Here is a 13646-nt window from a genome sequence, read left to right on the forward strand (position 1 = left end):
CATGAAGTCACTGCCACGCCTTTTGCGTGGGGGCACGCGTTCTCGGCCCACCCTCGCGTACGAAAACCCTGGATGTCGGCCTCCGGAGGGGCCTCCGCCTCAGCTCATGCTGATGGGCGCCCCGGAGTCCGTCCGGGCCGCTCGCGCCTACGCGCGTGAGTTCGTCGCGTACCACTTGCCGGACCTGGGCACGGATCGGGCGGACACCGTCGAACTTGTCGTGTCGGAGCTGGTCACCAACGCCGTTCGGTATGGGGCCGAGCCCGGTGACTCCGTACTTGTCGGGCTGAGTGGCACGGCCGCCCGCGTCCGTGTCGAGGTGCAGGACCCCGTGCGGCGGCGGCCGTCGCTCAAGCGCGTGTCGCGAGAACGGGAGCGGGGGCGTGGGCTGTTCATCGTCGACGCGCTGGCGGAGCGCTGGGGTGTGGTCGACCGGCCGTTCGGCAAAACCGTGTGGGCAGAGGTGGCGCGGTGACCGAGTGGCCTGCCGCGCGTGTGCGCGTCGTGGCCCTCGGGTCGGGCGCCGTCGGGTCGGGCGCCCTCGGGTCGGGCGCCGTCGGGACGTACGTACGACCATCCGTTGCGACGGGCCCGTACGACCAACTCGTCGCACGGGTGACCGGCACCCTCGGCTCACGTCACGCGGAGAGGTTCCGGTGGGCTCGGGCGTGCAGGGCGATGCCGGCCGACACGGAGACGTTGAGCGACTCGGCCATGGGGTTCATGGGGATCGACACCAGTTCGGTCGAGATGCCGGAGAACTCGTCCGAGGCGCCGGTCTTCTCGCTGCCGAACATGAGGACGAGCCGTTCGTCGATGCCGACGAGGTCGCCGATGGTGAGCGACCCGTCGATGTCGAAGGACACGAGCCGCATGTCGCCGCTCCCGAAGTGGCTGACCGCCTCGGCCCGCGACGCGAGGACGATCGGGAGGGAGAACACGTAGCCCCGGCTCGCCCTGACCAGGCGGCGGTCCGCGATGCTGACGAGATCGCTGTCCACGAGCACGATGCCCGCCGCCCCGAGAGCGAACGAGGTCCGCACGATGGCACCGATGTTGCCGACGATCTTCACGCCGTCGAGGAGAATGACGTCACCGGACCTGGCCGCCAGGTCCGCGAAACGGGACGGCTTCGGGACGCGGGCGATACCGAAGGCCTTGGGCTTCTTCTCCGTCTTGAAGATCTGGTTCGCGACGGAGGAGGCGATCAGACGGACCGGAAAACCTCGTTCCGCGCAGGCGGCGAGCAGTTCGCCCGGCAGGGGAGCCGTCTCCAGTCCGTAGACCTCGATGAACTCCACTCCGGCACTGATGCTGTGCAGAAGAGGCTCTGCGTCCTCGATCAGTGCCGTCCGGACGACGGACCTCGAATGCTTCGTGACATCGATGATTCGCTGTACGGCGGGATCGGAGCGCTCGGTGATGACGTCAGGGCTGGCCACGCCGGAGATGCTACGCGCACCCCGTCCCCCACCGGACGGCGCATCGCGGTACCTTCGGGCCGCACGTGCCGAGCGCGTACGAGCAGGGTGCGTACGAGCGGGGCACGTGCAAGAGCAGAGCGGGTACGCGGCAGAGCGGGTACGCGCGGAGCAGGTTCCCGACAGGGCCGGTCACCACCGGGCGGACAGAGCGGAGTCACAGCGTGAGCGTCAGGACGACCGAAGGGGCCGACCCGTTCGGGACGGCTCGGCTGCGGCGAGGGGTGCTGGATGCGTGGGGGGCCGCGCCCGCGCGGTTCCGGGAGGACGCCAACGCCGAGGAGGACCTCGCGCTCGGCGGGTACCGGGACCGGCTCGTGGTCGAGCTCGCCCAGAACGCCGCCGACGCCGCCGCCCGCGCCAAGGTGCCCGGGCGGCTCCGGCTGACGCTCGGGCCCGGCGCGCCCGGCAGCCCCGCCGTGCTCGTGGCCGCCAACACCGGCGCGCCCCTCGACGCCGCCGGGGTCGAGTCCCTGAGCACGCTCCGCGCGTCGGCCAAGCGCGAGGGCGACGAGAGCGCCGTCGGCCGGTTCGGCGTCGGGTTCGCCGCCGTCCTCGCCGTCAGTGACGAGCCCGCGGTCGTCGGCCGGCACGGCGGTGTCCGCTGGTCCCTCACCGAGGCCCGCGAAATGACCCGGCAGGCCGCCGGGACCAGCCCCGGGCTCGAGGACGAACTGCGCCGCCGCGACGGGCACGTGCCCCTGCTGCGGCTGCCGCTGCCCGCCGAGGGCTCCGCGCCCGAGGGGTACGACACCGTCGTCATCCTGCCGCTGCGCGACGGCACGGCGACGGACCTGGTCGAGCGGCTGCTCGCGGGCATCGACGACGCCCTGCTGCTCGCCCTCCCCGGCCTGGAAGAGGTCGTGGTCGAGACTGCGGACACCGTCCGCACCCTGCGCCGCGCCGAGGACGGCCCGTACGTCCGTATCGAGGACAGCGCGGCGGACGCGCCCCGCCGCTGGCGGGTCGCCCGTCGCCACGGCACCACCGACCCCGCGCTCCTGAAGGACCGCCCCGTCGAGGAACGCCTCCGCCCCCACTGGGCCGTCACCTGGGCCGTCCCCGTGGACGCCGACGGCGCGCCCGCGCGCCCGCGCACCGCGCCCGTCGTCCACGCGCCCACCCCCACCGACGAGCCCCTCGGCGTGCCCGCCCTGCTGATCGCGTCGCTGCCGCTGGACACCACCCGGCGCCATCCCGCGCCCGGGCCGCTGACCGACTTCCTCCTCGGGCAGGCGGCCGAGGCGTACGCCGGACTCCTCGGCGCCTGGGAGCCCGTCTCCACCGCCACCATCGACCTGGTGCCGGGACCGCTCGGCAAGGGCGAGCTGGACGGCCGGCTGCGGGCGGCGGTGCTGGAGCGGCTGCCCCGGGTGGCGTTCCTCGCGCCCGCCGTGCCCACCGAGGAACTGACCGCGCTGCGCCCCTTCGAGGCCGAGGTGGTGGAGGGCGCGGGCGCCGACACCGTACGCGTCCTCGCGGAGGTGCTGCCCACGCTGCTGCCCGCCGGGTTCGAGCGCCGGGCCGAGCTGCGCACGCTCGGCGTCGGCCGGCTGCCGCTCGGCGAGGCGATCGAGCGGATCGCGGGCATCGAACGTCCGCCCGCCTGGTGGCGGCGGCTGTACGAGTCCCTCGCCGGCGTCGACCCCGACCGGCTGTCCGGGCTGCCGGTGCCGCTGGCCAGTGGCCGTACGACCATCGGACCGCGCCAGGTCCTGCTGCCCCTGCCGGACTCCGGGTCGTCCGCCGACCTCGCCCGGCTCGGCCTCAAGGTCGCCCATCCCGAGGCCGCGCACCCGCTGCTGGAGAAGCTGGGCGCGCTGCCCGCCACGCCCCGCGCCGTCCTGACCACTCCGCAGGTGCGGGCCGCGGTCGCCGCCTCGCTGGACGCGGACGAGAGGTGGGACGAGGGCGGCGGGTACGGCGAGGACGCGTCCGCGCTCGACCCGGAGGAACTGGCCGAGACGGTTCTCGCGCTGGTACGGGACGCGGGCCTGGAGCCGGGCGACGAGCCGTGGCTGGGCGCGCTCGCGCTGACCGACGAGGACGGCGAGCAGGCCCCGGCCGGTGAACTCCTGCTGCCGGGCAGCGCGTTCGCCTCCGTCGTGCGCGAGGGTGAACTGGCGTACTGCGACGCCGAGCTGGCCGACCGCTGGGGCGAACAGCCGCTGGCCGCGTGCGGCGTGCTGGCGGACTTCACGCTCGTACGCGCCACCGACGTCGTCCTGGACCCCGACGAACTGGAGCCGCGCGACGGCGATTACGCCGAACCCGACGACGTCGGGCTGCTGGACGCGGTCGACGTCTGGTGCGAGGACGTGCTGGACAGGGTGGACGAGAGCCCCGTGCCGCCGGTCGCCACCGAGATCGTGGCCGTACGGGACCTGGACCTCGTGGACGACGACGCCTGGCCCCGCGCGCTGGCGCTGCTCGCGCGCCCGCCGCTGCGGGACGCGCTGACCCAGCCCGTGCGGATCCTGCTCCCCGACGGCACGACGCGGACCGTACGCCCGTACACGGCCTGGTGGCTGCGCGACCATCCGGTGCTCGACGGCCGGCGCCCGGCCGGACTGCGCGCTGAGGGCGGCGACCCGCTGCTGGCCGGGCTGTACGACTCCGTGGACGCGACCGGCTTCGACGACGCGCAGGTGCTGCGGGCGCTGGGCGTACGGACCTCGGTCGCGGCGCTGCTGGACGAGCCGGGCGGCGCGGCGGAGCTGCTGGGCCGGCTCGCCGACCCGGACCGGACCGTGACCGAACGGCAGTTGCACGGGCTGTACACGGCGCTCGCCGATCTCGACCCCGAACAGGTCACCCTGCCCGACGAACTGCGCGCGGTGGTCGACGGCGGGGTACGGGTGGTGGACGCCGGCGAGGCGCTGATCGCGGACGCCCCGGACCTGCTGCCGCTGGCGGGCGGGCTGCCGCTGCTGCCCGTGTCGCCCTCGCGCGTGGCCGAGTTGGCGGAACTGCTCCAGGTGCGGCGGCTGAGCGACGCGGTCCCCGCGGAGGTCACCTCGGACGGCGAGGAGCACACGGTCCCGGCCGCGGTCCACGCCCTGCTGGGCCCCGGCACGCCCGCCACGTACGTCGAGCACGAGGAACTGCTGGCGGGCGGTGTCGAGCTGGACTGGCGCCGCACCCCGGACGGCGTGCTGCACGCGGCGACACTGGAGGGCGTGGCGGCGGGCCTGGCATGGGCGGCGGGGCAGTGGCCCCGGCGCTTCGAGGTGGCGGCGCTGCTGGAGGACCCGTCGCGGACGGAGGAACTGGCGCGGAACCGCTGGTTCGACTGACGCGTGGCGATGCGTGGTTCGACGGGCGGCCGGCCGCGGGTGGTTACCGGGTGACGGCGTCGCGCGGTGCCGTCCGGCCGCGGCCCCGTTCGGGTGATGTGCGGACGTGGCGTCGCTTCTGACGTCACATCCGGCGATCTTCGCAACAACTTCAAAAATGTGTACAACCATTCACGCGCCCCCCGGGTCTGGTCTGTCGAGTCAGCTGACTCGCAGACCAGACGGGTCCCGCCGCGCCCGCACACGCGGCTGCCGCACCGCGGGACCCCTTCTCCACTTGGGGAACACATGCGTATTCGCGCCACTGTCGCCGCTGTCTCCGGCGCCCTGGCCCTGTCCGCTCTCGTCGGGCCGGCCGCGCAGGCGGCCGACTCCCACCGGGACCGCCCGGCCGACGCGCCGCAGTTCGGCTTCTCGGCCCAGGACCGGCCCGCCGCCCCGAAGGCGCGGGCGGAGGGGATCGCCGCCGCCAGGGCGAACACGGCCCCGACGATCAGCAAGGCCGTGGTGAACGGCGGCAAGCCCATCGTCATGGGCACCAAGGCCACCAAGAAGGTGACGATCTCGATCACCGCGTCCGACGACTCGGGCATCGCGGACGCCGCCACGATCCTGTGGATCGGCTCCAGCCTCGAGAACCCGGACGACAACACGTTCTGGTTCGACCAGAACGAGGACACCGCCACGTGCAAGGCGGCCAGTGCCACCACCTCCACCTGCACGCTGACCGTCACGGTCGACCCGGCCTGGCTGCTCAACAGCGACGCCACGTACTGGAAGGTCGGCGCCCTGGCCATCGCCAAGGACGGGGACTTCGTCCAGAAGGACGCGTACACCAAGATCCGTATGCAGCGGCTGTCCAAGCTGGACGTCAACGCCTCCCCGGAGCCGGTGAAGAAGAACGGCACCCTCACGGTCACCGGCAAGCTCTCCCGCGCCAACTGGGAGACGGGCACGTACAAGGGCTACGCGGGGCAGTCGGTGAAGCTCCAGTTCCGCAAGAAGAACAGCACCACGTACACCACCGTCAAGACGGTCAAGGGCTCCAGCACCGGCACCCTCAAGACGACCGTCAAGGCGTCGGTGGACGGCTACTGGCGCTGGAGCTTCGCCGGGACGGCCTCCACCCCGGCGGTCAACGCCACGGGTGACTTCGTCGACGTGAAGTGACCCGCCCGTCATGATTTTCGCGGTCCTGCGAGAGGGCCGCCGGCCTCCGGGCCCGGCATGACCTTCGCCCCCTGCCGAACGGATGACCTGGGGGTGGTGTCACCGGGCCCGGAAGGTTCCCGGAGGCCGACGAGGCCGCACCCGCTACGGCATCAGGCAGCGTGTGCCGCTCCGCCCGGGACCCGGAGCTCCGGCTCCGCCCGCAGCGCGGCGACGTCCGCCCCGCTCTCGGTCAGCACGCGCTCGATCTCCGCCGCGGTCTCCGCGTTCGTCCCGGTCTTGTCCAGCAGCGCGGCCAGCAGGTGGGTCGTGCCGACCGTGGGCGCGTTCTGGGCGGCGGCGGTGAACTGTGTGACGTGCAGGAGCCGGCGTTCGAAGTCGGCGGGGCCGTCGACCTCCGGGGGCTCCTCCGCCGCGACTCCGGTGGTGGGAAGCAGCACGCGGGCGACGGCATCCTGCCGCACACCGTGTCGGCGCAGGAGTTCCGCCCCCTGGTTCGCTCCCGTCAGTTTTTCGGGCAGCTCACGCCCCGCGACGGTCAACGACCGGTCCAGCGCCAGGATCCCCAGCAGCACATCGACGGGCTCCGTCTCCGGCGCCCCGCGCCGCACGGCCCCTCGTGACGCCTCCCCGCGCACCGCGCTCACGACCGCGGAGCCGAACCCGGCGCCGCCCCCGAATATCCAGGCGCTGAACTTCCGGGCCAGCGGATTACCGCTCTTCCCGAACGTCCCCGCCTTGCGCAGCACGAACACCGTGCCGGACTCCGGCGCTTCGTCGCTCCCCCGCAACGCGTCGAGCGCGGCCGAGGCAGCCGAGGCATCCAGCTTCTCCAGCACCATGGCCTCACGGGCACGCGTATCGGGCAGCTCGACCAGGGCGCGCGCCAGATGACGGACGCGCACCGCGATGGTGCCCTCCTCCCGTGCGGCCTCCAGCGCCTTGCGCAGACAGGTCCGCAACGCGCCGGTCATCGGCGGGAGTTCGAGGCTCTCCAGCGCCGCCGCGTCCTCCTTCTTCCGGTTCTTCCAGCGCAGCCTCTTGGCCTCCTCGTGCCGGACCTCCCGCCAGAAGGCGTCGATCTCTCGCTCGTCGTCCGGGCTTCCCGCCGTGCCGTCACCCGCGTCGTCACTGACCCACACGGATGTCCCGCGGCACCCGATCGAACCGCCCAGCGAGCCGGAGGCCCTCATTCCGGGTGCGATCGCGGAACCCGCGTCCCATTCACCCGACACGAGCGCGTACAGCACGCTTTCCGTACCGACGTCCTCGCGTTCCTGATGGGCCACCGCGCGCATCGCCTCCACCAACAGCTTGGCGACGTCCTTCTCGAACTCGGTGGTAAAGCCCGCGTCGCGGTCGGACGTTCGCTGATCCATCGGGTTGCCTTCCCCTCCGTGGTGTTGCCTGCCGAGAAGGACGCTAGCTCGCGTTCTCCTGCTCCGCGTCGGCTGATCGGACATGCTTCCGGTCCGATCGGCCGGGTTCTTCCGTCCGGGCGGGCAGCTTCATGTCGACGACGAAGCTGATCTCGACGACCTGGCCGGGGAAGGTCAGCTCGGTGACGCCGACGACCGTGGCGGCCGGGCGGTGGTCGCCGAAGTAGGCCAGGTTGCCCTTCGCCGTCGCCGCGGCGTTCCGCGGCAGGTTCACCACGTACAGGGTCTGCGAGACGACCTGGTTCCGGGTGGCGCCGTAGTGGTCCAGGATCTTGTCCGTGTTGGCGTGGGTCCGCTCCAGCTGGGCGGCGAAGTCGCCCGCGTGACGGAACTCGCCCGCCTCGTCGAGCGAGAGCTGTCCGGAGACGTGGATCAGATCGCCGGACCTGATCGCCTGCGCATAGCCGAAGTCGCTCTCGGCCTGCACGTCGTAGTGGAAGGCATCGATGGTGGTCACGGTGCTCGCCCTTCTGTGTCGCTCTCGTGCTCTCTTGTGGTTACTCGGAAACTGTAGGAGAGTGACAGTTGACCTGGAAGAACGCACTTTTCGGTGACTGAGGAACCTCATGGTGACCAAACAACTGCTCAAGGGCCTCCCCGAGGACGCGGACCTGAGGCGCGCGGACTCCCTGGCGCGGGAGATCTTCTCGGACGTCGCCAACAAGTGGGCGTTCCTGATCATCGAGGCGCTCGGGGAGCGCACCCTGCGCTTCAGCGAGCTGCGGAACGAGGTCGAGGGCATCAGCCACAAGATGCTCACCCAGAACCTGCGCATGCTGGAGCACAACGGCCTGGTCGACCGGAAGGTGCACCCCACCGTGCCGCCGCGGGTCGAGTACACCCTCACCGAGCCGGGCCGGGGCCTGCGCGCCACGGTCGACGCCATGTGCGGCTGGACCCACCAGTACCTCGGTCACATCGAGGAAGCGCGCCGCCGCTCCGGCACCTGACGGCCGCTCCGGCACCTGACGGCCGCGCCGTCCGTCCGCCTCTCCGGCTGCCCATCGGTCCGCCTCTCCGGCCGCTCGTCCGCCTGACTGCCTACGCCGGCGCCTTCCGCCCCACCCACCGCCAGACGTACTCCAGCCCCGCCGAGGCCACCACCGCGATCGCCACCGCCGCCCAGGGCATCGTCGTCCCGACCAGCTTGAGCGCGAAGAAGTGCTGGAGCGCCGGCACACCCAGCACCACCAGGAACGCCACGCCCATCGCGGCCACCAGCCCGACCCGCCACCAGGTGTACGGCCGGGCCACGATCGCCAGGACCCACATCGAGACCAGGAACAGGGTGAGCGTCGCCACGCTGGTCTCCGCGTTCAGGGCATCAGGACCGCTGTAGTGGGAGCGCGCCAGCAGGTAGGTGACGAAGGTCGCGACGCCCGCGATGATCCCCGCGGGCACCGCGTAACGCATCACCCGGCGCACGAAATGCGGCTGCGCGCGTTCCTTGTTCGGGGCCAGCGCCAGGAAGAACGCGGGGATGCCGATCGTCAGCGTCGACAGCAGGGTCAGGTGCCGGGGCAGGAACGGGTACTCCACCTGGAAGCACGCCACCAGGATCGCCAGCAGGACCGAGTAGACGGTCTTCGTCAGGAACAGCGTCGCCACGCGCGTGATGTTGCCGATCACCCGGCGGCCCTCCGCCACCACCGAGGGCAGCGTCGCGAAGCTGTTGTTCAGCAGCACGATCTGCGCCACCGCCCGGGTCGCCTCCGAACCCGAGCCCATCGCCACCCCGATGTCCGCGTCCTTGAGCGCCAGGACGTCATTGACCCCGTCCCCGGTCATGGCGACCGTGTGCCCGCGTGACTGCAGTACGCCGACCATGTCGCGCTTCTGCCGTGGCGTGACCCGGCCGAAGACCGTGCCCGCCTCGATGGCCTCGCCCAGCTCCTCCCGCCCGGCGGGCAGGCGCCGGGCGTCGACCGTGCGCTCGGCGCCGGGGAGGCCGAGCTTGGCGGAGACCGCGCCCACCGAGACCGGGTTGTCGCCGGAGATGACCTTGGCGGCGACCTGCTGCCGGTCGAAGTACGCGAGGGTGTCGGAGGCATCGGGGCGCAGCCGCTGCTCCAGGACGACCAGCGCCGTCGGCCGCGCCCCCGCCGCCACCTCGGGCGCGGCCAGGTCCCTTGCCGCCACCCCGGCCGCCGCCGGGTCCCCGGGTGCGGTCGCGAGCAGCAGGACGCGCAGGCCCTGGGCGTTCAGCTCGTCCAGTTCCCGCAGGACCGGATCGCCGTCCGGCAGCAGTACGTCCGGCGCGCCCAGCAGCCAGCGCGTGGGCGGCGCGCCCTCGGCCTCCTCGAAGGCCGCGCCGCTGTACTTCCGCGCGGAGGAGAAGGGCAGCGTGGCCGCCACCGGCCAGCGCGCGCGGTCGTCTCCGTACGCGTCGAGGACGGCCTGGAGGCTGGCGTTGGGACGCGGGTCCGACGCCCCGATCGCGCCGAGGACCCCGCGTACGTACGTCTCGTCCGCGCCGCCCAGCGGGCGCAGCTCCCGGACGTCCATGCCGGCCTCGGTGAGCGTGCCCGTCTTGTCGAGACAGACGACGTCGACGCGCGCGAGCCCTTCGATGGCGGGCAGCTCCTGCACGAGGCACTGCTTGCCGCCGAGCCGGATGACGCCGATGGCGAACGCCACGGACGTCAGCAGCACCAGCCCCTCGGGGACCATCGGGACGATGCCGCCGATGGTCCTGGCGATCGAACTCTTGACGTCGGTCTGTTTGACGACGAGCTGGCTGATGATGAGCCCGAGCGCCGTCGGGACCATCATCCAGGTCACGTACTTGAGGATCGTGCTGATGCCGCCCCGCAGCTCGGAGCCCACCAGCGTGAAGCGCGACGCCTCCTCGGCGAGCTGCGCGGCGTACGCGTCGCGCCCGACCTTCGTGGCCCGGAACGAGCCGCTGCCCACGACCACGAAACTGCCCGACATCACCAGATCGCCCGGCCGCTTGACCACCGGGTCCGCCTCGCCGGTCAGCAGCGACTCGTCCACCTCGATGCCGTCGGCCTCCACCAGTTCGCCGTCGACCACCACCTTGTCGCCGGGGCCCAGCTCGATGAGGTCCCCCAGGACGATGCCGGAGGTGGGGACCGCGGTGGCGGCACCGTCCCGCCGCACGACCGGTCTCGCCTCGCCGATCACCGCGAGGGAGTCGAGCGTTTTCTTGGCGCGCAGCTCCTGGACGATGCCGATCCCGGTGTTCGCGATGATGACGAAGCCGAAGAGGGTGTCCTGGAAGGGCGCGACGAAGAACGTGATCACCCAGAGCACACCGATGATCGCGTTGAAGCGGGTGAAGACGTTGGCGCGGGCGATCTCACGGGCCGACCGGCTGCTGCGTACGGGAACGTCGTTGACCTCCCCGCGCGCGACCCGCTCGGCCACCTCGGCGGCGGTCAGCCCGGCGGGCCGGCCGGCGGGCGGCGGGAGTTCGACCGGGTGTACGGGGTCGAGTTCGGCGCCGGCGTCGATGAGGGGGCCGCGACGGGCCGGTCCCGACGGCCCGGGCGGGGGGACGGGTCCGGCGGGATCGGTGGCGTCGGCGGGATCGGTGGCGTCGGCGGGATCGGTGGCGTCGGCGGGGCCGGTGGTGTCGCCGGGTCCGCCGTGCGAGCCACGGCCGTGCGGCCCCGAACCGTACGGCTCGGGGCCGTCACCGTCGGTCTTCGCCCGCTGCGTCATGGTTTCGACGGTACGGCCGGGGCCGGGGGTTCACCCGCCGAGCGGCCCGAAGATCAGACCTGGGTACGAGCGGATACGGGAAGGATCGTCCTGTGGCACTACGCGGGTCGGGGACGGCGGCGGCGCCGCGCGGTCGCGGACGGCGGTGGCGCTACGCGGGTCGGGGACGACGGCGGCGCCGCGCGGTCTTGGACGGCGGTTCAGCTCTTCGCCGCGTCGTCGCTGTTGGCGCCGTTGACGGACTCCTCGGCGTGGCGGCCCGCCTCCGCCTTCTCCGCCGCGGCCGCCGACGCCCGCTTGATCGCCGCGTCCCGGCCCCGTACGTACCAGAGGCCGATGAGCCCGAGCCCGCCACCGGCCAGGCAGGTCCAGATCCACCAGGCGTGACCGTGCTCGCTGTACCAGCCGTAGAACGGCAGCTGTACCAGGAAGAGCACGAACCAGATGATCGTGCCGCCCGTGACGGTGCCGACGACCGGACCTTCCAGAGGCTCGGGCGCCTCGTGCCGCGGGGGTGACATCAGTGAACCGGTCATGGCAGCAGTCTATGTGGGGGTCGGTACGCGCCGGAGGACGGTGGGCAGGCCGGTCGCCGCAAGGGTCTACGCGCGGAGATAGCGATCTTTGTCCTATGTGTTCATACTGAAACGGTTTCTTGTTGACCGGTTTTGTTCGTCTGAACATCCAATGGACATCGGATGGACCGGATGGACCCGGGACGGACTCGGATGGGCATCGAAGTCTGATCGAGTCTTGCAGTCGCCCGGCAGGTGACAGCACAGTCGTGACAGCGCGGTCATGACGGCGCGGTCATGACAGCCGGGTCACGACCGCGCGCGGTCACGCGTCGCGCAGCGCATCACAAGACGACACCCGCCCCCCGCCGGCATCCCCATGTCCGCCGCATCACGACTGAGGTCCCGCATGCCACCCTCGGCCACCGCTCCGGTCGGTTCCGACGCCCCGCAGCCGACTCCCGGGCAGCCGTACGGCGCCCTGGACCGCTTCTTCAAGATCTCGGAGCGAGGCTCCACGTTCGCCCGTGAAGTGCGCGGCGGATTCGCCACCTTCTTTGCGATGGCGTACATCATCGTGCTGAATCCGATCATCCTCGGAAGCGCGAAGGATATGTACGGTCACCAGCTCGACAACGGTCAACTGGTCACCGCGACCGTGCTCACCGCCGCCTTCTCCACGCTGCTGATGGGCGTCATCGGCAATGTGCCGATCGCCCTGGCCGCCGGGCTCGGGGTGAACACGATCGTGGCCCTCCAGCTGGCTCCCCGCATGAGCTGGCCGGACGCCATGGGCATGGTCTTCCTGGCCGGGATCGTGGTGATGCTGCTGGTGGCGACCGGGCTGCGCGAGCGCGTGATGAGTGCCGTGCCGGGCGGGCTGCGCAAGGGCATCGCGATCGGTATCGGCCTCTTCATCATGCTGATCGGCCTCGTCGACTCCGGGTTCGTCTCCCGCATCCCCGATGCCGCGCAGACCACCGTGCCGCTCCAGCTCGGTCTGGGCGGTCATCTGAACGGCTGGCCGATCCTCGTGTTCGTCCTCGGCTCGCTGCTCACCCTCGCGCTGATCGTCCGCAAGGTGCCGGGCGCGATCCTGATCTCGATCGTCGCGATGACGATCGTGGCGATGGTCATCGACGCGGTCGCGAAGGTGCCGAGCTGGGGCCTGACCACACCGAAGTGGCCGGGCAACCCGGTCTCCGCCCCCGACTTCGGGCTGTTCCTCCACCTGAGCCCCTTCGGCGGGTTCGAGAAGGTCGGTGTCCTGACGGGGGTCCTCTTCGTCTTCACCGTGCTGCTGTCGTGCTTCTTCGACGCGATGGGCACGATCCTCGGCGTCGGCGACGAGGCCAAGCTGATGGACGAGCGGGGGAACCTCCCGGGGATCAACAGGGTCCTGTTCGTCGACGGCATAGCGGTCGCGGCGGGCGGCGCGGGGTCGGCCTCGGCCAACACCTGCTTCGTGGAGTCCACGGCCGGCGTCGGCGAGGGCGCCAGGACGGGCCTGGCGTCCGTGGTGACGGGCGCGCTGTTCTCGCTGGCGCTGTTCCTCACGCCGCTGGCGACGATGGTCCCGTCCCAGGCGGCCACCCCGGCGCTGCTGGCGGTCGGCTTCCTGATCCTGGCCGGTTCCGTACGGGAGATCGACTGGAGTGACTTCACCATCGCGGTCCCGGCGTTCCTGGCGATGGTCATGATGCCGTTCACGTACTCGATCACCAACGGCATCGGCATCGGCTTCATCAGCTTCAGCGTGCTGCGGCTGGCGGCCGGGCGCGGGCGCGAGGTGCCGCCCGCGATGTACGTGGTGTCCGCGGTCTTCGTCTTCTACTACGCGATGCCGGCCCTGGGGCTGACGTAGCGGCGCGGCGGGTCCGACGCGGCGGCTGCGACCGACGCGGGGGAGCCGGGGCCGGGCGCGTGGGCGCCGGCCTCGGCTCCTTTCGTTTCCCCCATGGACTCCGAGGGGACGTCTCCTCACTCCTACGGGTGATTCGCGTGACGGGATTTCCGGTACGTCGCGGGGGAGCGCGAGCGGCGGGAGAAGGCGGGAGA

General features: G+C 71.9%; 9 protein-coding genes and 1 pseudogene. 5 read left to right on the forward strand and 5 right to left on the reverse strand.

What is annotated here, in order from left to right; translation table 11 throughout:
- Positions 1-112 precede the first annotated feature (112 nt).
- The gene (locus IG02_RS0121490; protein ID WP_324604740.1) at positions 113-475 is read left to right on the forward strand and encodes an ATP-binding protein; all 363 of its coding nucleotides are present in this window, start codon (positions 113-115) and stop codon (positions 473-475) included.
- Between the two features lie 163 nt (positions 476-638).
- Here the strand turns inward: IG02_RS0121490 and nshR are convergent, their stop codons facing one another.
- Positions 639-1442, reverse strand: coding sequence for an NshR/TsnR family 23S rRNA methyltransferase (gene nshR, locus IG02_RS0121495; protein ID WP_030750495.1), 804 nt, complete (start codon positions 1440-1442; stop codon positions 639-641).
- Between the two features lie 203 nt (positions 1443-1645).
- On the opposite strand from nshR, the gene IG02_RS0121500 reads away from it, so the two are divergent.
- Together IG02_RS0121500 and IG02_RS0121505 are read left to right on the forward strand one after the other, a co-directional pair.
- Positions 1646-4777 (forward strand): sacsin N-terminal ATP-binding-like domain-containing protein, encoded by a 3132-nt coding sequence (locus IG02_RS0121500; RefSeq protein WP_030750498.1) that lies wholly within the window; start codon positions 1646-1648, stop codon positions 4775-4777.
- A 288-nt stretch (positions 4778-5065) separates the two neighbouring features.
- Complete coding sequence (locus IG02_RS0121505; protein ID WP_030750501.1) at positions 5066-5947, forward strand: DUF5707 domain-containing protein; 882 nt, start codon at positions 5066-5068, stop codon at positions 5945-5947.
- Positions 5948-6099: 152 nt separating this feature from the next.
- Here the strand turns inward: IG02_RS0121505 and IG02_RS0121510 are convergent, their stop codons facing one another.
- Together IG02_RS0121510 and IG02_RS0121515 are read right to left on the reverse strand one after the other, a co-directional pair.
- Positions 6100-7326, reverse strand: a complete 1227-nt coding sequence (locus tag IG02_RS0121510; protein WP_030750504.1) for a hypothetical protein — start codon at positions 7324-7326, stop codon at positions 6100-6102.
- A gap of 118 nt (positions 7327-7444) precedes the next feature.
- Positions 7445-7843 (reverse strand): annotated as a pseudogene (locus IG02_RS0121515) (RidA family protein); the annotation flags it as partial.
- Positions 7844-7952: 109 nt separating this feature from the next.
- On the opposite strand from IG02_RS0121515, the gene IG02_RS0121520 reads away from it, so the two are divergent.
- Entirely contained in the window at positions 7953-8336 is a 384-nt protein-coding gene (locus IG02_RS0121520) for a winged helix-turn-helix transcriptional regulator (protein ID WP_030750510.1), read from the forward strand.
- 91 nt (positions 8337-8427) lie between these two features.
- Here the strand turns inward: IG02_RS0121520 and IG02_RS0121525 are convergent, their stop codons facing one another.
- Together IG02_RS0121525 and IG02_RS0121530 are read right to left on the reverse strand one after the other, a co-directional pair.
- The gene (locus IG02_RS0121525) at positions 8428-11073 is read right to left on the reverse strand and encodes an HAD-IC family P-type ATPase (protein WP_234314851.1); all 2646 of its coding nucleotides are present in this window, start codon (positions 11071-11073) and stop codon (positions 8428-8430) included.
- 200 nt (positions 11074-11273) lie between these two features.
- The gene (locus tag IG02_RS0121530; protein ID WP_234314852.1) at positions 11274-11609 is read right to left on the reverse strand and encodes a DUF2530 domain-containing protein; all 336 of its coding nucleotides are present in this window, start codon (positions 11607-11609) and stop codon (positions 11274-11276) included.
- A 388-nt stretch (positions 11610-11997) separates the two neighbouring features.
- Here IG02_RS0121530 and IG02_RS0121535 point away from each other — a divergent pair, with 388 nt between their 5' ends.
- A complete protein-coding gene (locus tag IG02_RS0121535; protein ID WP_030750518.1) occupies positions 11998-13452 on the forward strand; it encodes an NCS2 family permease in 1455 nt (484 codons plus the stop codon).
- Positions 13453-13646 lie beyond the last annotated feature (194 nt).

Source organism: Streptomyces sp. NRRL F-5135 (assembly GCF_000719775.1).
Taxonomy (GTDB): domain Bacteria; phylum Actinomycetota; class Actinomycetes; order Streptomycetales; family Streptomycetaceae; genus Streptomyces; species Streptomyces hebeiensis.